We start from the raw sequence: 26,436 nt of genomic DNA, 5'->3' as shown, positions 1-26,436 counted from the left end.
CAGATTGTATTAGTAAATAAGTATAAATTATTAATAGTAATCTTTTAAAACAATAAAAGTTAATTTTAAGATTTTAAAAGTGTTTAAAAGCGTTTTCAAAGGGAAAAATAACTGTAATGTTGGAAAATGTAAACTTAAATTGAAGATTCACATGAATAAAAGGGGGGACTATGTATGGCTACGCTACTATTTCTTGTAACGATACTTTTCATATTAGTCATTTATTTACTTGTTAAGCTAAAGTATACAAAGGATTTTAAAACTTCAAAAGGTAAGCGTCACAGAGAAAGACGAATTGAAGAGTTTGTACAAAGTGCCTATAAGATAGACAACTTAGAAGCGATACATCAAGGGCGTGCGCATCTCGAACTCATTTATAAACGTAAGACCGTAGATGTAAGAAAAGATCAAGTTATTTTTGTTGAAGATGAAGAACAAGAAAAGGTTGAAACGCAATTTAAAATGACAGATGACATGGTCAGAGATGAATTGTTCGATTTAATGTTAGAGAACACTTATTTTTATATAACTGAAAATCGATATAACAGTTTAATGATTAAGGCGAAAAATTAGTATCTTAATAAGTTGAAGTATTGGAAAGGGATGATTCGTATGGCACCTGTTGTGAAACCTTATACAAATGACTCGGCTTTAGTAGCGGATGTGAAGGCTTTAAAAGATAGAGGTATTGGTAGCCAAGATATATACGTGCTATCAAATGATAAAAATCGAACTGCAGAGGTTACTGAACAAATAAAAGTTACAGCAGTTGATTATAATGAAGTTGATATAGATGAAGATTTTGATTCAAAAGCTGAAGAATTAAAAGAAAAACTTAGCATATTAGGTGTGCCTTCTAGTGATGCAGAAACTTGTGATGCAGATATGAAAGAAGACAAGATAATTTTAATCGTTACTGATTTTAGAGTTAAAGGGCTGTTATAAATCGTGTAAAGGGTGGTATGTATGACCCTACTTAAAATTCATAATTTAACAAAACGCTTTGGTAAATTTTACGCTTTAGATGGTGTGAATTTAGAACTCAATGAGGGTGAAGTTTATGGTTTTATTGGACCAAACGGGGCTGGAAAATCGACGACAATTAAAGCAATATTAGGTATGTTGAAACCAACACAAGGTAATATTGAAATTTTTGACAAAAATGCGCTGAAAGATGCAGTCGCTGTGCATAAAGATCTCGCTTTTGTGCCTGGTGATGTCAATTTTTGGCCAAATTTAACCGGTGGAGAAATTATTGATTTCTTTCTCAGTCTTCATCCTAAAGCAAATCACACTAGAAAAAATGAATTAATTAAACGCTTTGAATTAGATACTAGTAAAAAATGTAGTGCTTATTCTACGGGAAACCGTCAGAAAGTAGCATTAATTACTGCGTTTAGTATTGATGCAAAATTATATATCTTAGATGAACCTACTTCTGGCCTTGACCCTTTAATGGAAGAAGTTTTTCAAGAATGCATAAAAGACATTAAAAACAATAACAAAAGTGTACTACTCTCGAGTCATATTTTAAGTGAAGTTGAAAAATTGTGCGATCGCGTAGGTATTATCCGTAAAGGGAAAATGATAACTTCTGGGACTTTAGACGAGATGCGTCATCTTACACGTATGCAATTCACCGTTGAAAGTGGACAGCAATTAGGAACGTTAACACAAGTGACGGGTGTGAATAATGTGAGGCAAGAAGACAACACATATTATTTTGAAGTCGATTCAGATAAAATTTCTGCTGTAATTGAATATCTAAGTCGCTTCGAAATTAAAAAATTGGAATCTATGCCACCAACACTAGAAGCAATATTTAAACGATATTATGAAGCCACAGATGAAGTAGGTGAATGATATGAAACAATCATTTTACCAAACCTCAAAGTTATTTTATTTTTATGTAAAAAGAAATAGTAAAAAAATGATTTTATGGGTGGTCTTATTAACTGCTTTAACGTTAATGATTCCACCTGCTTTTGAGTCGATGTACCCGAGCCAATCTAAGATGAGTCCTATTATTGAAATGTCAAAAAACCCTGCGATGCAAGCGATGCTCGGTCCAGCTGATTTTGAACATGTAAACATTGGTGTCCTTTTTACGCATGAAATGACTTTATTCACAGCAATAATGGTAGCAATTATGAATATTTTGATAGTATCTCGAGGTACGCGTGGCGATGAAGAAGACGGTAGAATAATCATACTAACTGCTTTGCCTATTGGTAAACAAGCACCATTGATGGGCCACCTACTTCAGACTTTATTACTTAATGTCAGTCTAATGATATTACTTACATTAGGTCTAACGTTGTTAAGCGTTGATGGTATAGATTTAGTTGGGGCATTTTTATATAGTTCGGCTTTAGGTGTATTTGGTATTATGTTTGCTGCATTGACCATGTTAGTTGCCCAATTTGTATCATCAAGTAGTGAAACAACCGGTGTGAGTATCGCGCTATTACTCATCATGTATTTGGTTAGGGCGTTTGGAGACGTAGCCAACGAGACGCTATCTATGTTTTCACCGATGGGCTGGCTGTCTAGAACGTATGCTTTTTCAGAAGATTATTGGTGGCCGGTGTGGTGCATTTTAGGCATTACAGTTATCTTTGTTATATCTGCCTTTGTGTTAAATGGTTTGCGTGATATTGAAGCTAAATTATTACCACAGAAAAAAGGCAAGCAACATGCGAAATCGTACATGAAATCTCCACTAGGTTTACAAATAAAATTACAAAAAATGAGTTTTATATATTTTGCTATTGGGTTATTTATACTTGGTTTATCATATGGCTCTATTTTTGGAAATTTAGACGACTTTTTTAAAGATAATCCATTATTACTGTCTATGTTAGAAAATCCAAATGGAGATTACGTCAAACAATTTTTACCGCAATTAATGTTGGTGATGGCAATAATCAGTACGGTGCCTACACTGTTAGCTTTATTTAAAATAAAGAAAGCCATAGATAAAGAGTACGCGACGCTTGTATTAGCGAATCCGATTTCGCGTATCAAGTACTTATTGAGTTTTCTAATCATCAGTGTGGTGAATGCGGTAGTGATGATTTTTGTCGCAGGACTCGGTTTGTATGCTGGACAATTCTATTCAATGGATACGCCACTCGATTTTGACATGGTTATCCAATCAGCTATCGTCTATATACCAGCCATACTGAGTTTTGTTGGTATAGGAACTGTCGTAATTGGATGGGGCATAAAGTTAATGACTTTAGTCTATGCTTATCTTGCTTATACTTTTTTAGTGAATTATTTAGGTACTTTACTGAATGTGAAAGATTGGATGAAAGATATCACGCCATTTGAGCATATTCCAAGTCTGCCGATAGATGATTTTACAAGTGGGCCGATAATAACCCTTTTACTTATTTTCATTATACTGTGTGTCATAGGTGTGATCGGTTTTAACAGGAAAGATATATAATGACTATAATAAAAAATGATTTTGTATAACGGAAGAATTGTGATGTAAATTGAATATTATCGTTAAATAGAGTTGCCAAATTATTGGTAGCTCTATTTTGCTATATTACATATTATTTCATACTCGCTTGCCAAGGGCACAGCTACAGCCTGTATGTGTTCAATTCGGATTAAATTATTTAATGTGAGGCAGACGGCTACTACTTTCACTTTCTACATATAAAACATAGATTATTGCAAGAAAATAAAGTATAATTTCACAATTTGATAACAATGAAAAATAATGAAAACGCATAATTCATTATCACTTATAAGGATGTATTATCAATTCAAATGATTTATTAAATATTTAAATATAGACTTTAATCATTTTTGCGTTATAATAGATTATAATAATTACAAATAGATAATTATTGTAAAGAAGAGCGAGTTAGTGGAGGTGCACTTAACATGAAACGTGTAGCATTATTATGTATGTCCTATGGTACGCCATATAAGGAAGAAGATATTTTACCTTACTATACGCATATCAGACATGGACACGAACCAAGCCATGAAGCATACATAGATTTGAAAGATAGATATGAATATATTGGTGGCGTATCACCTTTAGCAACAACGACGGAAAAACAAGCAGAAACATTATGTTATACACTTAACTCAATGACGAATGACATAAGCTATGAATTATATATAGGTTTGAAACATATACATCCATTCATTGAAGATGCGATAGATGACATTAGTGCGGAGGGTATTGATGAAATCGTCAGTGTAGTTTTAACACCACATTATTCTTCATTTTCAGTAGAAATGTATAACCAACGCGCATCTCAATATGCAAATGAGAAAAATATTAAAGTAACTACATTGGATCAATTTTATAAAGAAGAGAAATTTATCCAATATTGGGTTGATTCAGTAAATACACAATTGAATTTAATACCTGAAGAAGCGCATCAAAAAACAGCAATTATCGTTTCGGCTCATAGTCTTCCAGAAAAGATATTGGAACATAATGATCCTTATCCAAGTCAGCTTGAAGAAACAGCACAGTTAATCCAATCACGAATTGGACATAACCATGTTTTTAACGGTTGGCAATCTGAAGGTAATACTGGAGAACCTTGGATTGGACCAGATGTGCAAGATTTAACTCAAACATTACATGAACAATATGATTATCAAAACTTTATATACGTTCCATTAGGTTTTACATGTGAACATTTAGAAGTCTTGTATGATAATGATTATGAATGTAAAAAAGTTTGCGATGATTTAGGTTGTAATTATTATAGAGCTGAAATGCCTGGCTCAAATCAACTGTTTATTGAAAGTATTGCAAATGCAGTCATCAATAATTATAAAGAAAAGAATCACTTAACTACGGTAAATTAAAGGAGATAATATAATGAGTAAAAAACTAACAGGGTTATTTGGTGCACCAGTAGGAGATAGAGAAAATAGTATGACAGCAGGTCCTAGAGGTCCGCTTTTAATGCAAGATATATATTTCATAGAACAAATGGCGCACTTCGATAGAGAAGTTATTCCGGAACGTCGTATGCATGCAAAAGGTTCTGGTGCGTTTGGTACATTTAAAGTAACAAATGATATTACACAGTACACTTGTGCAAGTATTTTTTCTGAAGTTGGAAAAGAAACTGAAATGTTCGCTCGTTTTTCAACAGTAGCAGGTGAACGTGGTGCAGCTGATGCAGAACGTGACATTCGTGGCTTTGCATTGAAATTTTATACGGACGAAGGTAACTGGGATTTAGTTGGTAACAATACACCAGTCTTCTTCTTCAGAGACCCTAAATTATTCGCAAGTTTAAACCATGTTGTTAAACGTAATCCAAAAACAAACATGAGAGATCCTCAAGCAAACTGGGATTTCTGGACATTATTACCAGAAGCGTTACATCAAATTACGATAGTGATGTCAGATCGTGGTATTCCTAAAGGTTTCAGAAATATGCATGGCTTTGGGTCTCACACATACTCTATGTACAATGATAAAGGCGAGCGTGTTTGGGTTAAATTCCACCACAGAACACAACAAGGTATAGAAAACTATTCACCTGAAGAAGCAGCACAAGTTATAGCAAATGACAGAGAGTCTTCTCAAAGAGATTTATTTGGAAACATTGAAGAAGGTAACTTCCCTAAATGGAAAATGTACATCCAAGTAATGACTGAAGAACAAGCACGCAACCATAAAGATAATCCATTTGATTTAACAAAAGTTTGGTATAAAGACGAATACCCATTAATCGAAGTAGGAGAGTTTGAATTAAACAGAAACCCTGAAAACTATTTCCAAGATGTTGAACAAGCAGCATTTGCACCAACAAACATCGTACCAGGGCTAGACTTTTCACCAGACAAAATGTTACAAGGCCGTTTATTCTCATATGGTGACACACAACGTTACAGACTTGGTGCTAACCATTGGCAAATTCCAGTAAACCAACCTAAAGGTGTAGGTGTTGAAAATATTTGTCCATTCAGTAGAGATGGTCAAATGAGAATTTTAGATAATAATCAAGGCGGTGGCACACACTATTATCCAAATAGTAACGGTGCGCTTGAAGACCAACCGCAATACAAAAAACCAGGCTTAGACATTCAAGGTCAAGCATTCGAATATGACTATCGTGAAGATGATGATAACTACTTTGAACAACCTGGTGAATTATTCCGTCGCATGTCACCTGATAAGCAACAAATATTATTTAATAATACGGCTAACGAAATGGGGCCAGTTACTGACCCACTTAAACACCGTCACATTAGACATTGTTATAAAGCAGATCCAGCTTACGGTCAAGGTGTAGCAGATGCTATGGGTATTGATATTAATACTGTAGACTTAGAAGTTGCAGACTAATTGAAAAGGTAGGTAATCGAATGATATTAGATAATATTAATCCAGAAGATTTATTTCCAACTGAGAAACAAGGTCCTTCCGTTTTAGGAAAAATGGAGTACCCTGTTCAAGGTGAAATCAAAGTATATGAGGCAGCTTATGTCGCAACAAATGAACGTCTTATTTTAAATGTTGATATGGATGGACAGTTTTACTATAGAAACATTAGATATGACGAAATTGAAAATATCGAATTAAATGATAATGTATTAACGATGCGCTTTAGCATTGGCACATTTTCATTAACAGATTTAAATAAAGATAATGCTGAAAAATTTGTTGCTTATGTAGAGCCTAAAAAATAGAATTAGCAATTTGATTTCAATAGATACTATGAATTATTATAAAACCCCTTCACAACCATTTAAATGGTTGTGAAGGGGTTTTTAATGTGTAAAACATTTGCTTTTCATAAGTTGTTTATAACGCAGTAAGACCGCCATCGATGACGAATTCAGAACCTGTAGAGTAACTCGCGTCATCTGAAGCTAAAAAGATGACCATATTAGATACTTCTTCTGTTAAAGCGATACGACGCATTGGAATAGTTTTCGCAAATTCTTCAACTGCTTCTTTAACGCCTTCTTGTTCAATCATAGGTGTTTGAATCACACCCGGATGTACTGAGTTTACACGTATATTATATGATGAAAGATCACTTGAAGCAGCTTTCGTCATACCCCGAACTGCAAATTTTGTATCTGTGTAACCAATAGCACCACCGACAAGTCCATTCATAGAAGATATGTTAATAATTGAACCGTGTTGTTGTTCTTTCATAGTTGAAGCGACTGATTTCATACCTAAAAATACAGACACTTGATTGATGTTTACAATTTTCATATAACTTTCTAAACTGAGCTCTTCTAAAGGCGTGTTATAAGTAATGCCAGCATTGTTAACTAAGACGTCTATTTTGCCCCATTTATTGATTACCGTATCTACTACATTTTGCCAATCTGCTTCATTAGAAACATCATGTTTAATAAAAAGTGCACTTTCCCCAAGTTCTTGTGCAACCTCTTGACCGAGCGTTTCATTGATGTCAGTTATCGCGACTTTTGCACCTTCATTCAATACTTTTTCTGCGTGCATTTTCCCCATACCTTGTGCTGCCCCAGTAATAATTACAACTTTATTGTCTAATCTTTTCATAAATAACATCCTCCCAATTTCTATTTCTTATTATATAATTTAACAGTAAATACATTAAAAGTTAAATATTTAGGTTTAAGTATTTTACTGCTAAAGTAAATTTATATATACTATTGTTATATCAACATATATAGGAGGGATATCATGGAAAAGAATAATTTTTTCGAACTCATTCATACTGCTGAGTTATTTAACGATGCGACAATGACACTTTTTTTGAAACAATTTAATATGAATGTCAATATTTCACAAATTATTGCCTTATCTAAACTTAAGGAGCATGGAGCGCAAAAACCATCAGCGCTTGCGCAGTCCCTTGGCTATACTTCAGGAGCAATTACCGGTTTGACAAACAAACTCGTTAAAGAAGGTTACATAGTAAGGGAACACCAAGAAGAAGATAGACGTTCCATTTTAATTACTATTACTGCAAAGGGGTTGGATGTGTTAGAAGAGGCTCAAAAACAAGGTCAAGCAATGAGAAATGACATTTATTCAGTATTGAATGATGATGAAGTGACACAACTACTTAATATTCAGAAGAAACTTTATAGTCATGTAAAACAAATGAATAAATAACATTTTGTAAGTAACCCAATATAAAAAACGAAAGTGTGATTTAATGGCTAAACTAGAAGGTAAAGTAGCAATTGTGACAGGCGGTGCAGGAGGTATTGGCTCTGGAATTGTGAAGTCTTATGCTAAGGAACATGCTAAAGTAGTTATCGCTGATATTGCTGAAGAAAAAGGAAGATTATTGAGTGAAACATTGAATGATCAAGGATACGAAACATTATTTATTAAAACAGATTTAACAAATAAAGATTCTTTGCAAGCTTGTGTCGATACTACAATTGTAAACTATGGAAAAATTGACATATTGGTTAATAATGCACATGCATCTCGCATGAATTCTTTTTTAGATATTACAGAAGAAGATTTGAATTTATCTCTGAATACGGGGTTTTATGCGACATTTTATTTATGCCAAATGGTTATACCTTATTTGAAAGAAACAAAAGGTAATATTATAAACTTTGGTTCAGGTGCCGCTGTAAAAGGTGATAAGAATCAAGGTGCATATGTTGTAGCAAAAGAGGCGATACGTGGTATTACACGTGTGATAGCGAATGAATTTGGAGAATTTGGCATTAATGCAAATATCATATCGCCAATCGCTTATTCTGAAGGCGTTGATCAGTGGCGTAAAGATAACCCAGATTATTATGAAAAGGTCGTTCAAGGCATTCCGTTGCAAAAATTTGGAGATGTTGAAAATGATATTGGTCCAGTAGCAGTATTTTTAGGAAGCGAAGATGCACAATATATCACAGGACAAACGGTTATGGTAGATGGCGGTAGTATTAAATTATACTAATGATGTTAAAAGTATAACGAAGTATTTTTGTATCAATTGAGTTGAAATAAAATAATTTATTAACGAGAACGGGACAAAAAACAACTTTCAAATGTTGGTTTTTGTCCCGCTTTTGTTATATATTTTGAAAATTTTAACGTTTGATAAGTGCCGTGAGTTCGCCTTCAAATACTTTAACTTCTTCATGATTAAATGTTGTCATTAATACCGTAAGTAATCCTTGGTCTCTTTTACCAGCCTTTTTATCAATAACTTTTATAACTGTATGTAATTCGTCGTCCGGAAATACTGGTTTGATAAATTTAATATTATTCATATGTGTACCTGCAATGACATCTTCTCCATATTTTCCTGTTTCAATCCATAGTTTGAAAGAAATGGCTAGTGTCTGGATACCAGAAGCGATGACACCATTAAATCTGCCTTGTTGCGCTTTTTCTTTATCTAAGTGCATATATTGTGGATCAAATTCACTAGCAAAATCAGTAATAGCTTCTTCGCTTATTTTATATGGCTTAGTCGTAAATTCTTCGCCAATGTGAAATTCATCTAGTTTCATGATTGTATTCTCCTTAGTGTGTTAAATTTTTCATATTTCTATTGTACTGAGAAATATGAAAAATTAAAATTTATTGAAATGAACTTTAGCTATGTTATCAACTAAATATTTGGTGTATAGGGCATATCTTCTTTTAACTAATATATCATTGAACCAATTATAGCAAAAGATACGTACAATCATTTCATTATTTATATTTGTTGTAAGGCAATTGAAAGCGACAACTTCATTTTGGGCTAAAAAAATCTCGAAATGATATATTTACACTAGTAGCTATTAAAATAGAAAGAAAGGGAGAATATTATGAAATTAAAAGATAAAGTAGCGATTGTCACAGGTGCAGCATCTAGAATGGGTAAAGCAATTGCTGAATTATATGCTAAAGAAGGCGCTAAAGTTATCATAGCTGATCTTAATTTAGAAAAGGCAGAAGCAGTGTCAAAAGAGATTAACGAAAATAATGGTGTTGCTCAAGCCATTGAGGTAAACATAGTTAAGCAAGAAGATATCGATAATATGATCGATACTGCTATAGAATCCTATGGTACTTTAGATATTTTAGTCAATAATACTGGAGTTATGGATGGATTTGAGCCTGTGGGAGATATCTTGGATGAACGATGGGATTTAATATTTGATATTAATACTAAAGGTGCGATGAGGGCAATGCGCAAGGCGATGCCAATATTCTTGGAAAAACAAGAAGGTATCATTATCAATACGACTTCTACAGGCGGATTAAATGGTGCTCATGCGGGCGCCATTTATAGTGCTTCTAAACATGCTCTCGTAGGACTTACAAAAAACACTGGATTTATGTATGCTGAAAAAGGTATACGCTGTAATTGGATTGCGCCAGGGGCAATTGAAACAAATATATCTGATTCAATGAAAAATATTAATCACTTTGGAGCTGAACGTACAAAAATAGCACAAAGTGCGATACCTAAAACAGGGCAAGCAGAAGAAATTGCTAAAGTAGCATTATTTTTAGCTTCTGATGATTCGAGTTTTATCAATGGGACAATCGTCACAGCAGATGGCGGATGGACTGCAGCATTTTAGAATAAATATGAATAACCTTATCATCATTATTTCTTGGGAAATAAAAAAACTATAACTAAAAAATGATGGCTCCTACGTGAAATAAAGTAGAAGCCATCATTTTTTGTATAAACTACGTGATTGTCATTAATATTATGGTTTTTTCTTATTTATAAAAATTCATTCATAAGCTAAGTACGGAAAAAAGCCTTCGAGAAATTTTTCTGTAGCTGGCATGAAATATGAGCCAAAATGATAATCAGGATCTAGCGTTGTAATAATCCAATGACCATATTGTTCGGAGTTTTGTTCATATAGGACAGCACCGCCATTTTTTGAGGCAATTAATATTTCAGCATCTTCTGGTGGCCAAAACACGCCATGTTGATGCCATGTGCAATCATTTAGCGTAAGGTAACGTGCGAATAGTGAATGATTCGGTGCTGATAAAAGCAAACCACTATCAGCATTCTCTTCTAACCACCACCAAAAGTTAGTAGGTCTAAATTCCCAATTTTGATTTGGTAACCAGTCATGTGGTTGTGGTCCGAATGCGATAACGGTGCCTCCAGATTGTGCGAAAGCGTGAATTTTATTGACGCTTTTTAATAATAAGGGCTGGTTTAACTGCGAAGGCACGATCAATATATCAAGCATGCTAATGTCTGTTCCTAAAAAATCTGGATGGTAAATTAATTGGTCTATAAATTGATGAAACTTAGGTTCGTGGAATGTACGATAATGTGACTCATTTCCAGAGTATATAATACCTATTTTATTCATTGAATTCTCCTCCTTGTAACGATGTGATTTCTTGTTTTAACCAAGTTGTAAATTGACTAGAAATATAATCGGTTGTTTTATTTTGTGCTATGTATCCTAAAAGTGAACGGCCAGCGTGCATAAAGAGTGTGCCTTCAGTTGAAATTCTATCTACATAGGTCACAACATGTCCGTTACGAAATGTTAAGTGTATTTCATGTTCAGGTTGCGTTTGGTAATGGCCTCTTGCAAAGAAACCAGCGACCCCTTTATTAAATGTCATGTCGTCAGTATCGACATTGGCATAGATAGAGGAGTCATTGTTTGGATATAGCGAATAATCACTGAAATGATTAATGTGTTCCGGCATAAACAAAGCAGTTTTTGGTAAAAATGGTTTGAATAAGTGACCAAAAAAGACAATGACTTTTTTAGCGTTCAAATAGTCATCAATCAAACGCTTATGACGATACAAATATTCTTGATCTACGAAATTTGGAATAATAATTGCATCAAATTTAAAAATGTCTAATTTATGAATTTCATATTGAGGGATATATTCTACTATTACTTCTTTGTCTATATTATTTTCTTTGGTTACGCCAAATGCATGTTCAGGGTCAATGTGCCCAATTAAATAAGTCATTAAAAACATCCTTTTATAATTAATTTGTTTTTTTGAAATAACATTTTTGATGATAATTAATTTTTTAATTTAAATTCAATTTTAAATTTTTAATTGAAATTGAGAATCATTATCGGTAAAATGGTTTATATATTATAAAATACGCATAAATATAAAATTTAGCAAGGGAAGTAGAAAAATGAATGAAATCGCATATTTAGCAATAGACATCCAATTTTCGAGACTTACAGAATTAGATCGTCAAAGAGGACTCGTGTTTTTAAATGTATACGATTTACCAAACACTAATTTAAATACATTTGATGGCGTAATTATTTCAAACCATATTGATGAACCTTATCTTTTGGCACATGACGCCATATTAACTGATTACATCAACCAAGGCGGAGTGATTTTCACATTAGTGGAAAAATCTTTACCTTGGTTGAATTGTGTATCGAATTGGAAAAGGTCTTCCATCCCATTAAAAGATCGGGCTTTAGAAGTGAAAGCAACGGATAATGGGCTTTTTGAGAACATTAAAGTAAAAGATTTGGAATATAGACGAGGCGTGCGGGGTTTCTTTTCAAGAGGCTATTTTGAAACAGTTCCTGAGCAAGCAAAAGTGTTAATAACGGATCAAGAACAACAACCTATTGTTTATGTAGACCGAACACATAAAGGAACGATATATGCAGGTGCTGGCACCGATATGTATCGTATCTATACATACGAAGACAACACTTCAAATCAAGTGGGGCTACAGATGTTAAATGCCATACGTACAGAAGCATCGAGAATTAGGGAGGATTATCAACATTGAATATAGCTTTGATTGTTAATGGGACACCATACCAAAATAGATTTTTAGAAGAACAGGAATTTAAGTATTTATATAATGACGTGATACATATTAGAACATTAAGTTCATACGACTTAAGTTGCTATGACACAATTTTATTATCGTGTCGGCTAGATATTCAATTATTGAAACAACATAGACAAATATTTTTAAATTTTTTAAAACAAGGTAAGCGGCTAGTAATTTTTGGAGAAGTATTGGATCAATGGTTTCCTCACATACATTGGGAAGATTCTGAAGTGAATTTCAGTTGGTGGGTTCGACCCAACGGCGACCTCCCGTTAAACCCTGATTATCAAACGCATAGTTTATATGAATACTTGAAAGTGGATGATATGAAGTGGCATTATCACGGCACGTTTGCTCCACCAAATGGCGCGAAATCACTGTTAAATACACCAGATGGACGGTCTATTTTTTATATTGATGATATCAATTTCAATGGCGAGTTAATCGTAACGTCGTTAGATCCAATGTTTCATATCGGACTCGGTTTTATTAATCAAGCAAAGCCATTTTTACATAGTTTAGGACAATGGCTAAGAACAGGAGATAATCAATGAAGAAAAAATATAGTGCTCTAGCTGGAATTGTATTATCAGCTACATTACTTACAGCATGTAATTCAAATACGACAGCTACGAATTCAGAAGAGAAAGAATTAACAAAAGAAGAAAAAATAGTGAAAGATCAAACAGGCCGAGAAGTGAAAATAAAGAAAGATCCAGACAGTATTGTAGTAGGAGGCATCTTACCATACTTTTCTACTTGGTTTGTAGGGACGAATTCTACAAAAGAAATTAAAGGTCTACATCCTAATGCGTATAACGCTGCAGAAAATTCTATACTTTCTAAAATATCGCCTGATATTAAAAAAGCGTCTACAGAATTTGTGAAAAATGGCGATGTGAATATAGAAGAACTCTCTAAAATAAACCCAGATGTCTATTTTGAAAATGCTACTGAACAGAAAACCTTAGATAAAGTTGCGGAGAGTGGTATACCAACCATGGGACTAGAAACAATCAAGGTAGAAGACGCTGATCCTTTAGCTACGTTTAACAGCTGGTTAAAAGTCACTTCAGATGTTAAAGGTGGTAAGACGAGCGATAGAACTGAGAAATTTATGAAAGAGGGAGAAAAATCTCAAAAAATGATTGATGATGGTCTAAAAGGCACGAAAAAATCAGACAAACCCAAAGTGCTATTCTTACATCAACATACAGACAACTCTATTGTTGTCGGTGGCGGTAATTTCTTTAGTGAAAAATGGACAGAAGCAACTGGTGGTATAGATGTTGTTGGCGATGACGGTGTCGATGGTCAAAAAGAAGTTAATATGGAGCAAATTTATAAATGGAATCCAGATAAAATCTATATTACGAACTTCACTGAGACCCAGCCTAATGATTTATTGAAAAACAAAGTGTCTGGTCAAGATTGGAGTCAGGTAAAAGCAGTTAAAGACAAAGCGGTCTATAAGGTCCCTTTAGGTATCTATCGTTGGTTCCCACCAAACGGAGATGCGCCATTAATGCTTAAATGGATGGCGCAACATAATCACCCAGATAAATTCAACTATGATATGAAAGATGAAATTAAATCATATTACCAAGATTTTTACGACTATAAATTATCAGACGAAGATGTTGAGTCTATTTTACATCCGTCATCTGATGCAGCGAAGTATTAAGGAGTTAACTAATGAAGAAATCAAAAATATTATTATTAATTGTTTTACCACTTGTGGTAGCAATTATTTCACTCGGAGTAGGAAGAGTTTTTATAGATCCTATTACCATTATTAAAATTTTAACATCACAAATTATTCCTATAGAAGAAACTTGGGCGCCAGTGCAAGAAACAGTTGTGATGAATGTCCGTTTTCCAAGAATATTATTAGCCTTATTAATAGGGGGTGGATTGTCTATTTCTGGTGCGAGTTTCCAAGGCATGTTTGGCAACCCATTAGTTTCGCCAGACATACTCGGTGTTTCAGCAGGAGCTGGATTTGGAGCTTCCCTAGGTATATTGTTCTTTGGTAACACATTTGGCGCACAAATATTGGCTTTAGCATTTGGATTATTGGCGATATTGTTTGCATTCTTTGTAGCGGGAAATCAAAAAAATTCTCCAATCTTTATGTTTGTACTCGCAGGTGTCATTACATCAGCATTATTTAACGCGCTTATTTCATTAATGAAGTTCGTAGCTGATCCAGAAGAAAAATTACCTGCAATAACATATTGGTTAATGGGAAGTCTAGGAACTGCAACTTATAAAGATTTATATGTTGCGGCACCAATTATCATTATAGGTGTGCTCATATTGTATACACTAAGATGGAGACTCAATTTACTCACGTTACCAGAAGATGAAGCTAAATCTATGGGGATTCCTGTTGTATCTTTAAAATGGGCAATCATTGCAGGTGCAACGATAATCACAGCAGCTACGGTTGCAGTAGCGGGTATCGTAGGATGGGTTGGTTTAATCATCCCACATATTGCACGTATGTTTGTAGGTAACAATAATCAATATGTGTTACCTGTATCACTCGCTATCGGTAGTACGTATCTGTTAATTATTGATAACTTAGCTAGAAGTTTAACAGCTACTGAAATTCCATTATCTATCTTAACTGCAATTATTGGCGCACCATTTTTTGCATACTTATTACGCCGTATGGGAGGTTCGTGGTAATGCACTTAGAAGTAAAAGCAGGCAATTTTCATTATAAAAACAAACCTTATTTATATAAAGAAGATGTGAGTTTTAAATTGGCTCCTGGCGAGGTCTTATCCATTCTAGGGCCTAATGGTGCAGGAAAAACAACATTGCTAAAATGTGTTATTGGTCTGCTAGATTGGACGGATGGCGAAACGTTTATCAATGATGTCCCGTTAAATGACCTGAAGAAAAAAGAATTATGGAAGAAGATTGGTTATGTGCCACAAGCTCAAAAAATGACTTTTGGTTATACGCTCTTAGAACTTGTGATTATGGGGAGAGCACCATTTATAAGTACTTTAGCACAACCTTCAAAAAAAGATGAAGCGGCTGCAATTGAAGCGCTGGAAACAGTAGGTATTAGCCATTTAGCCAATCAATCATGTAACGAAGTCAGTGGCGGAGAATTACAATTAGCACTTATCGCAAGAACACTTGTGTCGGGCCCTGAATTATTAATACTGGATGAGCCAGAATCTCATTTAGATATTCAAAAACAAATTACGATTTTACAAACGATACGTAAGCTATCAAAAGAACAGGGGATATCGTGCATTATTAATACGCATTATCCAAACCATGCGTTTTATCTATCAGATAATGTAATTATTACTGGAAAAGAAAAAGGTATTGTCTTTGGTGAAACAACTGAAGTAATGACTGAACAAAGAATGAAACAATTCTTCGATGTTGATTTAAAGAAACTGTACTATGAAGATGAAGAACTACAACTTGAAACGATGGTTCCTAAAGATTTAGGAATCCCCAAAAACAAGACTTAAGAACAAAATAATTATAATAATTTGGTATACAAAAGATTTTAGAATATAAAAATCCCCGATTTTGAAAGTGCATGCTTGCCTGGGGTATGGCTCGAGCCTGTAGTCTCTCACTCATACTATTACCCTAGGCGTCATCTCTTTAAAAAATCGGCACAATTTTATAGAAGAACGATACTTCTGTATGGAATATACTCATCTATCTATTAAATATAGATAAAAATCATAATAATTTGGTATACAAAAATGCCCCTTTCTAAAGTTATAGAAAGGGGCATTTTTTTAACTCGGTTTGGGTATATCGACAAAATCTTGTTGTGCTAATGAGACCGTTTCACCTTGTTGGTGCATTTTTTCAATATGGAACTCTCCCCAATAACAAAGTGAAGAAAGTAATTCTCCTAGTGTTTGACCATAAGTTGATAATTCGTATTCAACTTTAGGCGGGATTTGATCATATACGATACGGTTGATGATACCGTCATTCTCTAGTTCACGTAATTGCTGTGTTAACATTTTTTGAGTGATCGTTGGAATAGCACGTTTTAATGCAGATGTACGCATCAACCCGTTGTTTTGTAAATGACATAAGATGACAGGTTTCCATTTTCCACCGATGACATCAATGGTTGCTTCGACGCCAATATTATAAGATTTGCTCATTTAATTACCTCCTTATAGGTACTCAAAGGTGCCTATAGTACTTTAAAGTGCGTACTTCCGCTTTTGATACGTGTAGTTTATATTAACACATACACAAAACAAGAAGGAGTCAAAAAACATTATGAGAAAAAACAAATTCGCTATATTAGCGTTAGCAATGTCTGCCTTTGCAATTGGAATGACTGAATTTATTAGTGTAGGTCTCTTACCGCTCATTAAAAATGCTTTTAATACTACGATTTCATTAGCAGGATTAACTGTATCTTTGTATGCTGTGGGGGTAACAATAGGAGCACCTGTACTAACACCACTGACAAATAAAATGAAACGGAAGCATTTACTATTAATGATTATGCTTATTTTCATTGTTGCGAATACACTTGCTGCCTTTGCTACCACGTTTAGTATGTTGCTAGCAATGCGTGTATTATCGGCATTAATGCACGGAGTGTTTATGTCTATAGCCACAGCAATCGCAAGTGATTTGGTAACGCCTGATAAGCGTGCAAGCGCGATTGCAATGATGTTTACAGGTTTAACCGTTGCTACAATTACAGGCGTACCATTAGGAACGTGGATTGGTCAGCACTTTGGTTGGGAAGCGTCGTTTATTACGATTGCTATGATTGGATTGATCAGTTTAATCATTAATATATTTGCAGTGCCAAGTAATTTGAAAGAATATGATCAGGCATCGATAAAGGAACAATTAGAAGTGTTTAAAAACAAGTCATTAATGATGGTTTATTTGATTACTGCACTCGGTTACGGTGGCACTTTTGTAGTCTACACATACCTGACTAGTATACTTACAGATATTTTGAATTATAGTGACGAAGCGGTGGTACTACTACTTGTGATATATGGTGTAATGGTTGCTATTGGCAATACACTTGATGGGAAATTAACAAACAATAAGCCAACAAAAGTACTTATATGGATATTTTTAATTCAAGCTATTGTTTTATTACTTCTAGGCTTATCTGTGACACATTATTTCTTAGGTACGATAGCCATACTTATTATGGGGTTGTTCGCATTTATGAACGTTCCGGGTCTGCAATTGATTGTGGTGCTTTTTGCAGAACGTAAAAATAAGGCAACGACTAACTTTGCTTCTAGTTTAAACATTGCTGCCTTCAATATCGGCATCACATTGGGAGCGGTCATCGGAGGATATGTGCTCAATCATTTTTCTCTTTCAATGACACCATATTTTGGCTTTATTATGGTGGTGATTGCTAGCATTATGATGTATATCGTTTATAAAAATGAGACAGAAGTACAAGTAGATATACTATAAAAATTTCATAATAAGAGAGATTAACATTACTTCATTAAATATTTAAAAATGTAAAATTCCATAAAACAGTAATTTATTTTTGTATTAATCTTCTTTTAGATTTAAAATTTTAAAATAGTTAAATTATTTATAAACAAATCGAAAGAAGTGAACAGTTATGAATACAAAAGAGATATTATTTGAAAAGTTGGAAGAGAAGGAATCTGAGATGATTCAGCATCGTCGTTATTTACATCAACATCCGGAGTTGTCATTCCAAGAGGATGCTACGGCGCAATATATTAAAGATTTTTACAAATCGAAAGAAGTTACAGTTACGCAACCTGTTCTAGGTAGTAACGCAATTATTGTAGAAATCAAAGGGGACAACCTGGCAAAACAATAGGATTACGCGCTGATTTTGATGCGTTGCCAATACAAGAAGAGATAGATGTGCCCTTTAAGTCAACAAATGAAGGGGTGATGCATGCGTGTGGCCATGATGCACATACCGCGTATTTGTTAGGATTAGCAGACGCATTAATTGAAATAAAAGATGAACTTTCAGGTACAGTTAAAATTATTCATCAACATGCTGAAGAAATGCCTCCAGGTGGTGCACAACAAGTGATGCAATCAGGTGCATTAAATGATTTAGATGAAATATATGGTATTCATGTAGTACCCGTCGCTGGTACAGACGTGATTGGATATAATAAAGGCAATGCTTTCGCTGGTAGTTCTACATTTACTTTAACGATTAATGGTTTAGGTGGTCATGCTGCGAGTCCTCATAAAACACACGATGCTTTGATTGCAGGTACCAATTTTGTAAACACCCTCCAAACAATAGTGTCTAGACGTATCGATCCTTCAGAAATGGGTGTGATTACTGTTGGTGCGTTTGATGCACCTGGTGGAGCCAATGTTATACAAGACAAAGTTACAATCAAAGGAACAGCACGTTATCTTAATGATGACTTAGAGCAATTTATGTATGAAGAGATTGAGAAAGTCGCAAAAAGCGTAGCGGTCGGTTTTGATGTTACGTATGATTTAGATTACCAATTTGGTTATCCTGTGCTATACAATCATCCCGCACAAACAGAACAAGTGGTAGATATTTTAACAGCAAGTAAGGGTGATTATTTTGAACATCTTGTAGAAATACCGTCAGTTTCAGGTTCTGAAGATTTTGCGTATTATTTAAAAGAAATACCAGGTGCCTTTTTCATCGTTGGCTGTAAACCAGAAGACATTGAAGCGCCATATATGAATCATCATCCTAAGTTTGAAGTGAATGAAGATGCATTATTAGTTGCAGCGAAAGCAGTGGGTGAAATTGCAATTAACAGACTTTCTGCTACAGACTAATCTTTGAAATATTCTTTTATAATTGGCCTCGTAACTTTTTATTGCATTTTGGATTGAACTACTCATAGCTCAACCAATAGCGAGATTTGCAATGAAAACACTGCACGCTAACAAATCGAACAGTTAATAAAGCATTTTTATCAACCAAAGTTAATATATTAAAATATAAAAAACACTTTCGAAAACATTCTATTTATATGAATGTAACGAAAGTGTTTTTTTATTATCTATTATAATGAAGCTTTTTGATCGATTGTCTAATTAAATTGTTCTGCGTGATGGTTTACTGTCATCTTTAAGTTTAGCTGATAATAATAATGCGATGACTGATATACCAGTAGCGACCATGAATGTTACATTCACACCATGAATCATACCTTCTAGACCTTCACTAGGAATAGCTGAAACAGACATTAACGTAATGAATAACGCTGTACCGATTGCACCGGCCATTTGTCTAAATGTGTTGTTCATAGCAGTACCATGAGCAATGAGACTATTCGGTAATTGATTAATCGCTAGCGTTGTCATAGGCATCATAACCATTGCTAGTGATACCATACGTACTGCGTTAGCCGTGGCAAGATAAGTAAAGGTTGTATCAGCTGTGAGCATTGTAAATGGTATTGTTGAAGCAACTAATACGAGCAAGCCAATACGAGCGAGCCATTTACCGCCAAATTTATCAAATAAATAACCTGTAATTGGGTTCATTATTCCCATAACAACAGCGCCTGGTAATAATACTAAACCAGATTCTAATGCAGAGAATCCAATCATATTTTGCATATATAATGGTAAAATAATGTTTGATGCGATTAATACACCAAATACGAACATGCTTAATGCTGTACCTAACGTATAAATGCTGTAGCTAAACACTCTAAATTCAAGCATAGGTTCTTTGAGGTTTAACTGGCGACGAATAAATATAACTAATGCAATGATACCAACGATAAGTGGTAAGATAAATTGTACACTGCCCCATCCTGCTTCTCCAACAGAACTGAAACTGTATAAGAGTCCACCAAAACCTAGTGTAGATAGAATTACTGATGCGATATCTAGTTTTGGGTTTGAAGTTTCTGTAACGTTTTTCAATAGGAAAATTGAAGCAACGATGATAACAACTGCAATTGGGAATACGACGTAGAAGACACTTCTCCATGAGAGATGCTCTACTAAAATACCTGATAGCGTAGGTCCAATCGCTGGCGCGAATGCAATGACTAAGCCGAATAAGCCCATTGCGGTACCACGTTTTTCTACAGGGAAAAGTAAGAATAAGATTGTTTGCATTAATGGCATCATAATACCAGCGCCTGCTGCTTGTAAGACACGTCCAATTAATAGCATTGAAAAATCTAGTCCGACAGCACAGATTAAAGTACCTAATGCAAAAATGCTCATGGCGGTTAAGAATAACTGCCTCGATGTATAACGTTGAATTAAAAATGCAGTAACAGGTATCATTATACCGTTTACTAACATAAATATAGATTGTAACCACTGTACCGTACTTTCAGATACTTGTAGGTCTTTCATAATAGGGGGTAAAGCTGTACCAAGTAATGTTTGGTTTAAAATTGTAATAAAGGCCCCTGATAATAATACGATAAATAAGGGGATTCTTTTTTCTACATGGAATGCTCCTGTTTCAGTCAATAGACTCACTTCTTTCATAAAAATTGCACATCTAAACAGTTTAACACTAAGCTCATTTTCAATATAGTGATTGAGCTTAAAAATAAATAATACATCCGATAATTGATGAACAGGGACCATTTCTCAATCTATTTTAATAATTTTGAAATGGTGCGTATAATTTTCGTAGTGATTTACACATTTATAATGCTACGTATGAAATACTACACTTTTATTATAGCTAATGTCAAAATAAACTCTATTTATATGAAGGGAAATATAAATGAAGTTGAAAAATCAGGAGTTAACATAAATTATTTAGATTAATTTCAGAACTCTATAAAGTGATTGCTAGAGCTTTTTGTGGAATTAATAAGTGTATAAAAAAATGATTTTGCAAAAATATTTTAATTATTCTGAATTTAAAATATATCTATCTATGGGTCACTTTTGCTATAATAAATAAGTAAATAAATCATTTAAGTCATAATCGTATCTATTTACATGTAATAAGTTTAAAATTATCATTAAATTATTGGAAAGTATTTGGATAAGTAATCAGTAATCTATACATTTAAAGTACAATTGTACAGATTATAGATATTCAAATAAAAGGAGAGTAAATAATGAATAAACAAGATTTAATCGCTCCAGAAACTTATAACATAGTGAGCGAAATCGAAAAATTTACAGTAGATCAATCTAAAAAAGCTGTAATATTTGAAAATGAAACAGGAGAAAATAGAGAAATTACATATACCAACCTTATCAAAAATGCGAATAAAGTTGGTAATATGTTTTTAAAATATGGTTTTAAAAAAGGTGACAAAGTGCTCGTCATGATGCCACGTTGTATTGAGACATATGAGGTTTATCTTGCTGCCTTAAAATTAGGTATCATTATTATCCCTAGTTCTGAAATGTTACGTACGAAAGATTTACAATACAGAATTACACATGGTGAAGTAAAAGGAATTGTAGTTATTTCAGATGCGCTTGATGAGTTTAAAGCAGTCAAAGAATACGACACTTTAACTAAATTTATTGTTGGCGGTCAAGAAGATGGATGGATGTCAGTTGAAGATGAAAAAGCAAATTCAACGGATCAATTAGAGATTGTTGAAACTTCTCGTGAAGATATTGCTTTATTATCTTATACGTCTGGTACAACTGGTAATCCTAAAGCTGTTGTCCATTCACACGGTTGGGGCTATGCACATATGCAGATGGCGCCAAAACATTGGTTGAGTATTAAAGAAGACGATATTGTTTGGGCAACTGCTGCACCAGGGTGGCAAAAATGGGTATGGAGCCCATTGTTATCAATTATGGGATCAGGTGCAACTGCCTTTGTATATAATGGAAGATTTGATGCTGAAAAATATTTACAGTTATTACAAGATAATAAAATTAATGCGCTTTGTTGTACACCGACTGAGTATCGCTTGATGGCAAAACTGTCTAATTTAACAGATTATAATTTAGAACATTTGCATAGTGCAGTGTCTGCAGGCGAACCATTAAATAGAGAAGTCGTTGAAAAATTCCAAGAAAACTTTGATCTTACGGTAAGAGATGGATACGGCCAAACAGAAAGTACACTGTTGATTGGATTTTTAAAAGATACAGAGAGCCGTCCCGGTTCAATGGGTAAAGCAATCCCTGGTAGTCATGTAACAGTTATTAATGATGATGGTGAACTTTCTAAAGTAGGCGAAGTAGGTAATATCGCAGTGCCGTTAGACTTACCTGCATTATTCAAAGGTTATTATAAAGACCCAGAACGCACAGCAGAACCACAAAATGGTGACTATTTTATGACGGGTGATTTAGCTAAAATAGACGAAGATGGTTATTTCTGGTTTGAAGGTCGTAAAGATGACATCATTATTAGTTCTGGCTATACAATAGGACCATTCGAGGTTGAAGATTCACTTACGAAACATCCTTACGTAAAAGAATGTGCTGTTGTTGCAAGCCCACATGAAATTAGAGGGAACATCGTTAAAGCATTTATTATTTTACAAGATGATGTAACTGGTAATGAAGACACAATCAAAGAATTACAAAACTACGTCAAACATGACGTTGCGCCATATAAATATCCAAGAGCCATCGAGTTTGTCGAAGACTTACCTAAGACCAACTCAGGTAAAATTAGACGTATCGAATTAAGAGACGCTGAGAAAAAGAAACAATCGTAATTGATTAAACTTAAAAATGCTTAGTACACAAAAACCTGGCAATATCATTGAGTAATTTTAATGATAGTGCCAGGTTTATTTTTTTATTGAAAAGTGTTTGCTCTTTTTATTACGTCATATCATCTGTATTATAATATCGAAAGTAATGGGAATGCTAAATGCGGTTAGATTTTAAAAAGTCTAAAAGGATAATTTAATTTATCTCGATTTTAGTTCGTTACTTGTCATCCATTTATGATTTTTAACCATTTTGTCATTTTCAGTTGATCTATAATCAACTACATAAACAGTTGTCTTATTTACATCATCTATTTTTGCTTCTGCCCCCTTCATACCTGGCATATGGTCAGCTTCTAATTTAACTGTATCACCTTTCTTAAAGCCATTTTCAGGGGCATCGGCAACTTCTTCATTAACAACCCATTTATGATTACTTACCTTTTCATCCCCATTTGTGGGTGTATAGCTTACGACATAAGCATAAGTCTCATAAGCACCTTTTACAGTAGCTTCCGCATTTTTCATACCTGGCATGTGTCCTGCTGTAATAGTAACTTCATCATCTTTTTTAAATTTACTTTCTTCTGTGCTCTCCATATCCTCTGGAACTTTATTTTCACTTTTATGTTCCATATGTTCCTCGTGTTTTTGATCTTTAGAATCTTTTTCCTCTCCACTGCCATTTGAGCAAGCTGATAATACGAGGCCTGATGCTAATATAATAAAGCTTAATTTTTTAATCATAATTTTAACCCCTATCATTTATTTTAATTTTAAAGTAAAAGCGTTAATTGCTACGATAACTGTACTTAAGGACATGAGTATTGCACCTACAGCAGGCGATAATATTAAACCTATAAAAGCTAATATACCGGCTGCAAGAGGAACGGCTACAACGTTATATCCAGCACCCCACCATAAATTTTGAATTGTTTTTCTCATAGTGTTTTTAGAAAGTGTAAAGAAATTGATAATATCGGATGGATTGCTTTTAACAAGTATGACATCGCCTGATTCGACTGCTACATCTGTTCCAGCGCCTATCGCCATTCCAATATCTGCTCTTATAAGACTGGGAGCATCATTGATTCCATCGCCAACCATCATAATTTTACTACCTCTGCTTTGATATGCTTTAATAATACTTTCTTTATCTTCGGGCATTAATTGTGCATGGACATCGTTAATTCCTAATTGTTTAGCAACTGTTTCTGCAACTTCTTTATTATCACCAGTAAGCATCACTGGTGTAATGTTTCTTGATAATAAGTCTGAAATCATTTGTTGTGAGCTTTCTTTGATTTTATCGCCTTGTGCAATCATGCCAATAACTTGTTGGTTATGAATTAAATAACTAATAGAATTACCTTGTTGAGCAAGATGAGTGAATTGTTCTTTATTATACTTAAGATTGTTATTATCGAGATAAGAAGCATTCGTTATTTTGAGTATTTTATTATCAACTGTGCCTTCTAATCCTACGCCTGGTAAATTATTAACTTCTTTAGGATTAGCATACGAGATATTTTTACCTTTAGTAAAATCAACGATTCCAGTAGCAAGTGGATGATTAGAACTACTTTCTAATGAAGCAAATAGACTCAATATTATCTCCTCATGGAATTCATCAGTAAAACTTTCATAGTGATTTACTGTAAAATCACCTTCAGTAAGTGTTCCTGTTTTATCCATCATAACGTAATCAATATGTTGGGCAATTTCTACAGATTCTCTGTTTTTTATGATTAAGCCATTATGTGCACCTATAGAAGTAGAGCGTGCTGTAACTAATGGAATGGCCAGTCCTAATGCGTGTGGACAAGCAATAACTAATACAGTAACAAGTCTTTCAAGTGCGAAGTCGATATCATTTTGAATAAGCATCCATACAATAAATGAAATTAACCCTACGCTCACTGCAAAATAAAATAAATAACCTGCTACTTGATCTGAGAGAAGCTCGGCTTTTGACTTATCATTTTGCGCCTGATTAACTAATCCCATAACTTGAGATAGGTAGCCATTTTCACCAGTGGCTGTAACTTTAACTTGTATTGTGCCTGAACCATTGATAGAGCCGCCAATAACGTCATCATTATACTTTTTGGCAACTTTTTTTGATTCACCAGTAACTAATGATTCATCAATTGATGTCTCGCCCTGAGTGATTGTGCCATCTGTAGGTATGCTTTCCCCAGCTTTAACTTCAACAATATCATCAATATTGATGTTATCAATTTTAACTTCATGACGTTGGTCATCTTCTGTCACTTTAATTGCAATATTCGGTAACAGTTCTGCCATTTTTTTCAATGCATTGCCTGCTTTACCTACAGCATTCATTTCAATCCAATGACCTAACAACATAATTAAAATTAAAGTCGCTAATTCCCAGAAAAAATCCATTGTATGCGTTGAGGAATCGGTGAAATTATTCATGTAAAAAGCATATAAACTATAAAAATAAGCCACTGAAATGCCTAAAGCAACTAGCGTCATCATGCCAGGTTTTTTAGTTGAAATCTCATCCTTAGCACCTGTTAAAAATGGTTTGCCACCGTAAAAGAATAAAATTGTAGCAAGGATTAAAACAATCCAATCAGAACCTGGAAATGAAAATTGGAATGGCAATGTAACACCCATCATTGGTGATAGAATAATAATAGGTATTGCAAAAATTAAAGAAATAAAAAATTTATTTTTAAAATTACCGTGATGATGCGCATGACCATTATGGCTGTCATGATGCTCATGTTCGTGATGACTATGAGCATCATGATTATGGTGTTGATCATTATGTTCCATAATAAAACCCCCTATATTTATAGAATTGGTAATAAGATGATTTTAGTATAACACATACCTTATAGGGGTATAAATATTTCGACTTTTCATAAATAATTTGGTAGAAAACATAATGAGAGTGTTTATTTATATTGACTGTTACTCAGGGTAATAGTGTATTAAATAAAATAGGAGGTGAAAAATAT

At 34.0% G+C, this 26,436-nt stretch carries 25 protein-coding genes and 1 pseudogene; 18 read left to right on the top strand and 8 right to left on the bottom strand.

Annotated features, from left to right (window positions below; all coding sequences use genetic code 11):
- Window positions 1-174: 174 nt before the first annotated feature.
- From SOJ_RS00725 to SOJ_RS00695, 7 genes are all read left to right on the top strand, one after another.
- Window positions 175-573: a hypothetical protein gene (locus tag SOJ_RS00725; RefSeq protein WP_002506132.1), complete on the top strand. Its 399-nt coding sequence runs from the start codon at window positions 175-177 to the stop codon at window positions 571-573.
- Between the two features lie 39 nt (window positions 574-612).
- A complete protein-coding gene (locus SOJ_RS00720; RefSeq protein ID WP_002506131.1) occupies window positions 613-945 on the top strand; it encodes a general stress protein in 333 nt (110 codons plus the stop codon).
- A gap of 21 nt (window positions 946-966) precedes the next feature.
- Complete coding sequence (locus SOJ_RS00715; RefSeq protein ID WP_002506130.1) at window positions 967-1,863, top strand: ABC transporter ATP-binding protein; 897 nt, start codon at window positions 967-969, stop codon at window positions 1,861-1,863.
- 1 nt (window position 1,864) lies between these two features.
- The gene (locus tag SOJ_RS00710; RefSeq protein ID WP_002506129.1) at window positions 1,865-3,454 is read left to right on the top strand and encodes an ABC transporter permease; all 1,590 of its coding nucleotides are present in this window, start codon (window positions 1,865-1,867) and stop codon (window positions 3,452-3,454) included.
- Window positions 3,455-3,903: 449 nt separating this feature from the next.
- A complete protein-coding gene (gene hemH / locus SOJ_RS00705) occupies window positions 3,904-4,851 on the top strand; it encodes a ferrochelatase (protein WP_002506128.1) in 948 nt (315 codons plus the stop codon).
- Between the two features lie 13 nt (window positions 4,852-4,864).
- A complete protein-coding gene (locus SOJ_RS00700; protein ID WP_002506127.1) occupies window positions 4,865-6,346 on the top strand; it encodes a catalase in 1,482 nt (493 codons plus the stop codon).
- Between the two features lie 20 nt (window positions 6,347-6,366).
- Window positions 6,367-6,690 carry a PH domain-containing protein gene (locus SOJ_RS00695; protein WP_002506126.1) on the top strand — a complete coding sequence of 108 codons (324 nt, stop codon included), beginning with the start codon at window positions 6,367-6,369 and terminating at the stop codon, window positions 6,688-6,690.
- Window positions 6,691-6,805: 115 nt separating this feature from the next.
- Here SOJ_RS00695 and SOJ_RS00690 read toward each other — a convergent pair whose 3' ends face one another.
- Window positions 6,806-7,540, bottom strand: a complete 735-nt coding sequence (locus SOJ_RS00690) for a glucose 1-dehydrogenase (RefSeq protein WP_002506125.1) — start codon at window positions 7,538-7,540, stop codon at window positions 6,806-6,808.
- 144 nt (window positions 7,541-7,684) lie between these two features.
- On the opposite strand from SOJ_RS00690, the gene SOJ_RS00685 reads away from it, so the two are divergent.
- Both SOJ_RS00685 and SOJ_RS00680 read left to right on the top strand, forming a co-directional pair.
- The gene (locus tag SOJ_RS00685) at window positions 7,685-8,119 is read left to right on the top strand and encodes a MarR family winged helix-turn-helix transcriptional regulator (RefSeq protein WP_002506124.1); all 435 of its coding nucleotides are present in this window, start codon (window positions 7,685-7,687) and stop codon (window positions 8,117-8,119) included.
- Window positions 8,120-8,162: 43 nt separating this feature from the next.
- Complete coding sequence (locus SOJ_RS00680) at window positions 8,163-8,918, top strand: SDR family NAD(P)-dependent oxidoreductase (RefSeq protein WP_002506123.1); 756 nt, start codon at window positions 8,163-8,165, stop codon at window positions 8,916-8,918.
- A 133-nt stretch (window positions 8,919-9,051) separates the two neighbouring features.
- On the opposite strand, the gene SOJ_RS00675 is transcribed toward SOJ_RS00680, so the two are convergent.
- On the bottom strand, window positions 9,052-9,477 hold the full coding sequence (locus SOJ_RS00675; RefSeq protein ID WP_002506122.1) for a MaoC family dehydratase: 426 nt from the start codon (window positions 9,475-9,477) through the stop codon (window positions 9,052-9,054).
- Between the two features lie 303 nt (window positions 9,478-9,780).
- On the opposite strand from SOJ_RS00675, the gene SOJ_RS00670 reads away from it, so the two are divergent.
- Entirely contained in the window at window positions 9,781-10,542 is a 762-nt protein-coding gene (locus tag SOJ_RS00670) for an SDR family oxidoreductase (RefSeq protein WP_002506121.1), read from the top strand.
- A 159-nt stretch (window positions 10,543-10,701) separates the two neighbouring features.
- Here the strand turns inward: SOJ_RS00670 and SOJ_RS00665 are convergent, their stop codons facing one another.
- Window positions 10,702-11,304 carry a hypothetical protein gene (locus SOJ_RS00665; RefSeq protein WP_002506120.1) on the bottom strand — a complete coding sequence of 201 codons (603 nt, stop codon included), beginning with the start codon at window positions 11,302-11,304 and terminating at the stop codon, window positions 10,702-10,704.
- Entirely contained in the window at window positions 11,297-11,929 is a 633-nt protein-coding gene (locus SOJ_RS00660) for a hypothetical protein (protein WP_002506119.1), read from the bottom strand. The genes SOJ_RS00665 and SOJ_RS00660 overlap by 8 nt, the downstream gene beginning before the upstream one ends.
- A gap of 178 nt (window positions 11,930-12,107) precedes the next feature.
- Here SOJ_RS00660 and SOJ_RS00655 point away from each other — a divergent pair, with 178 nt between their 5' ends.
- From SOJ_RS00655 to SOJ_RS00635, 5 genes are read left to right on the top strand one after another with little or no spacing between them, the layout of a single operon-like run.
- Window positions 12,108-12,731, top strand: coding sequence for a hypothetical protein (locus tag SOJ_RS00655; protein WP_002506118.1), 624 nt, complete (start codon window positions 12,108-12,110; stop codon window positions 12,729-12,731).
- A complete protein-coding gene (locus tag SOJ_RS00650) occupies window positions 12,728-13,333 on the top strand; it encodes a hypothetical protein (protein WP_002506117.1) in 606 nt (201 codons plus the stop codon). The genes SOJ_RS00655 and SOJ_RS00650 overlap by 4 nt, the downstream gene beginning before the upstream one ends.
- On the top strand, window positions 13,330-14,463 hold the full coding sequence (locus tag SOJ_RS00645; RefSeq protein ID WP_002506116.1) for an ABC transporter substrate-binding protein: 1,134 nt from the start codon (window positions 13,330-13,332) through the stop codon (window positions 14,461-14,463). Before SOJ_RS00650 ends, SOJ_RS00645 begins: the two co-directional genes overlap by 4 nt.
- Window positions 14,464-14,474: 11 nt before the next feature.
- On the top strand, window positions 14,475-15,473 hold the full coding sequence (locus tag SOJ_RS00640; RefSeq protein ID WP_002506115.1) for a FecCD family ABC transporter permease: 999 nt from the start codon (window positions 14,475-14,477) through the stop codon (window positions 15,471-15,473).
- Window positions 15,473-16,282, top strand: a complete 810-nt coding sequence (locus tag SOJ_RS00635) for an ABC transporter ATP-binding protein (protein ID WP_002506114.1) — start codon at window positions 15,473-15,475, stop codon at window positions 16,280-16,282. The genes SOJ_RS00640 and SOJ_RS00635 overlap by 1 nt, the downstream gene beginning before the upstream one ends.
- A gap of 279 nt (window positions 16,283-16,561) precedes the next feature.
- On the opposite strand, the gene SOJ_RS00630 is transcribed toward SOJ_RS00635, so the two are convergent.
- Window positions 16,562-16,942, bottom strand: coding sequence for a winged helix-turn-helix transcriptional regulator (locus SOJ_RS00630; RefSeq protein ID WP_002506113.1), 381 nt, complete (start codon window positions 16,940-16,942; stop codon window positions 16,562-16,564).
- A gap of 121 nt (window positions 16,943-17,063) precedes the next feature.
- On the opposite strand from SOJ_RS00630, the gene SOJ_RS00625 reads away from it, so the two are divergent.
- Together SOJ_RS00625 and SOJ_RS00620 are read left to right on the top strand one after the other, a co-directional pair.
- Window positions 17,064-18,245 (top strand): MFS transporter, encoded by a 1,182-nt coding sequence (locus SOJ_RS00625; protein ID WP_002506112.1) that lies wholly within the window; start codon window positions 17,064-17,066, stop codon window positions 18,243-18,245.
- A gap of 157 nt (window positions 18,246-18,402) precedes the next feature.
- Window positions 18,403-19,598, top strand: a pseudogene (locus SOJ_RS00620) (amidohydrolase).
- A gap of 261 nt (window positions 19,599-19,859) precedes the next feature.
- Here SOJ_RS00620 and SOJ_RS00615 read toward each other — a convergent pair.
- The gene (locus SOJ_RS00615; RefSeq protein WP_002506109.1) at window positions 19,860-21,281 is read right to left on the bottom strand and encodes an MDR family MFS transporter; all 1,422 of its coding nucleotides are present in this window, start codon (window positions 21,279-21,281) and stop codon (window positions 19,860-19,862) included.
- A gap of 587 nt (window positions 21,282-21,868) precedes the next feature.
- Between SOJ_RS00615 and mbcS the strand changes: the two genes are divergently transcribed.
- Window positions 21,869-23,446, top strand: a complete 1,578-nt coding sequence (mbcS, locus tag SOJ_RS00610; protein ID WP_002506108.1) for an acyl-CoA synthetase MbcS — start codon at window positions 21,869-21,871, stop codon at window positions 23,444-23,446.
- A gap of 198 nt (window positions 23,447-23,644) precedes the next feature.
- Here the strand turns inward: mbcS and SOJ_RS00605 are convergent, their stop codons facing one another.
- Both SOJ_RS00605 and SOJ_RS00600 read right to left on the bottom strand, forming a co-directional pair.
- Window positions 23,645-24,190 carry a DUF1541 domain-containing protein gene (locus SOJ_RS00605; RefSeq protein ID WP_002506107.1) on the bottom strand — a complete coding sequence of 182 codons (546 nt, stop codon included), beginning with the start codon at window positions 24,188-24,190 and terminating at the stop codon, window positions 23,645-23,647.
- Window positions 24,191-24,208: 18 nt separating this feature from the next.
- Entirely contained in the window at window positions 24,209-26,251 is a 2,043-nt protein-coding gene (locus SOJ_RS00600) for a heavy metal translocating P-type ATPase (RefSeq protein WP_002506106.1), read from the bottom strand.
- Window positions 26,252-26,436: the final 185 nt, after the last annotated feature.

This window comes from Staphylococcus sp. OJ82, from assembly GCF_000294465.1.
Classification (GTDB): Bacteria; Bacillota; Bacilli; order Staphylococcales; family Staphylococcaceae; genus Staphylococcus; species Staphylococcus equorum.
The sequence above is the reverse complement of the archived record's forward strand: the minus strand, read 5'-3'. Positions and strand labels throughout refer to the sequence as shown.

Bases quoted from the DNA above. Each gene is read 5' to 3' on its own strand.
- SOJ_RS00670 (WP_002506121.1), top strand. From the start codon at position 9,781: ATGAAATTAAAAGATAAAGTAGCGATTGTCACAGGTGCAGCATCTAGA.
- SOJ_RS00605 (WP_002506107.1), bottom strand. From the start codon at position 24,190: ATGATTAAAAAATTAAGCTTTATTATATTAGCATCAGGCCTCGTATTA.
- SOJ_RS00710 (WP_002506129.1), top strand. From the start codon at position 1,865: ATGAAACAATCATTTTACCAAACCTCAAAGTTATTTTATTTTTATGTA.
- SOJ_RS00660 (WP_002506119.1), bottom strand. From the start codon at position 11,929: ATGACTTATTTAATTGGGCACATTGACCCTGAACATGCATTTGGCGTA.
- SOJ_RS00635 (WP_002506114.1), top strand. From the start codon at position 15,473: ATGCACTTAGAAGTAAAAGCAGGCAATTTTCATTATAAAAACAAACCT.
- hemH (WP_002506128.1), top strand. From the start codon at position 3,904: ATGAAACGTGTAGCATTATTATGTATGTCCTATGGTACGCCATATAAG.
- SOJ_RS00700 (WP_002506127.1), top strand. From the start codon at position 4,865: ATGAGTAAAAAACTAACAGGGTTATTTGGTGCACCAGTAGGAGATAGA.
- SOJ_RS00715 (WP_002506130.1), top strand. From the start codon at position 967: ATGACCCTACTTAAAATTCATAATTTAACAAAACGCTTTGGTAAATTT.
- SOJ_RS00655 (WP_002506118.1), top strand. From the start codon at position 12,108: ATGAATGAAATCGCATATTTAGCAATAGACATCCAATTTTCGAGACTT.
- SOJ_RS00725 (WP_002506132.1), top strand. From the start codon at position 175: ATGGCTACGCTACTATTTCTTGTAACGATACTTTTCATATTAGTCATT.
- mbcS (WP_002506108.1), top strand. From the start codon at position 21,869: ATGAATAAACAAGATTTAATCGCTCCAGAAACTTATAACATAGTGAGC.
- SOJ_RS00680 (WP_002506123.1), top strand. From the start codon at position 8,163: ATGGCTAAACTAGAAGGTAAAGTAGCAATTGTGACAGGCGGTGCAGGA.
- SOJ_RS00615 (WP_002506109.1), bottom strand. From the start codon at position 21,281: ATGAAAGAAGTGAGTCTATTGACTGAAACAGGAGCATTCCATGTAGAA.
- SOJ_RS00645 (WP_002506116.1), top strand. From the start codon at position 13,330: ATGAAGAAAAAATATAGTGCTCTAGCTGGAATTGTATTATCAGCTACA.
- SOJ_RS00720 (WP_002506131.1), top strand. From the start codon at position 613: ATGGCACCTGTTGTGAAACCTTATACAAATGACTCGGCTTTAGTAGCG.
- SOJ_RS00600 (WP_002506106.1), bottom strand. From the start codon at position 26,251: ATGGAACATAATGATCAACACCATAATCATGATGCTCATAGTCATCAC.
- SOJ_RS00625 (WP_002506112.1), top strand. From the start codon at position 17,064: ATGAGAAAAAACAAATTCGCTATATTAGCGTTAGCAATGTCTGCCTTT.
- SOJ_RS00675 (WP_002506122.1), bottom strand. From the start codon at position 9,477: ATGAAACTAGATGAATTTCACATTGGCGAAGAATTTACGACTAAGCCA.
- SOJ_RS00640 (WP_002506115.1), top strand. From the start codon at position 14,475: ATGAAGAAATCAAAAATATTATTATTAATTGTTTTACCACTTGTGGTA.
- SOJ_RS00695 (WP_002506126.1), top strand. From the start codon at position 6,367: ATGATATTAGATAATATTAATCCAGAAGATTTATTTCCAACTGAGAAA.
- SOJ_RS00630 (WP_002506113.1), bottom strand. From the start codon at position 16,942: ATGAGCAAATCTTATAATATTGGCGTCGAAGCAACCATTGATGTCATC.
- SOJ_RS00685 (WP_002506124.1), top strand. From the start codon at position 7,685: ATGGAAAAGAATAATTTTTTCGAACTCATTCATACTGCTGAGTTATTT.
- SOJ_RS00690 (WP_002506125.1), bottom strand. From the start codon at position 7,540: ATGAAAAGATTAGACAATAAAGTTGTAATTATTACTGGGGCAGCACAA.
- SOJ_RS00665 (WP_002506120.1), bottom strand. From the start codon at position 11,304: ATGAATAAAATAGGTATTATATACTCTGGAAATGAGTCACATTATCGT.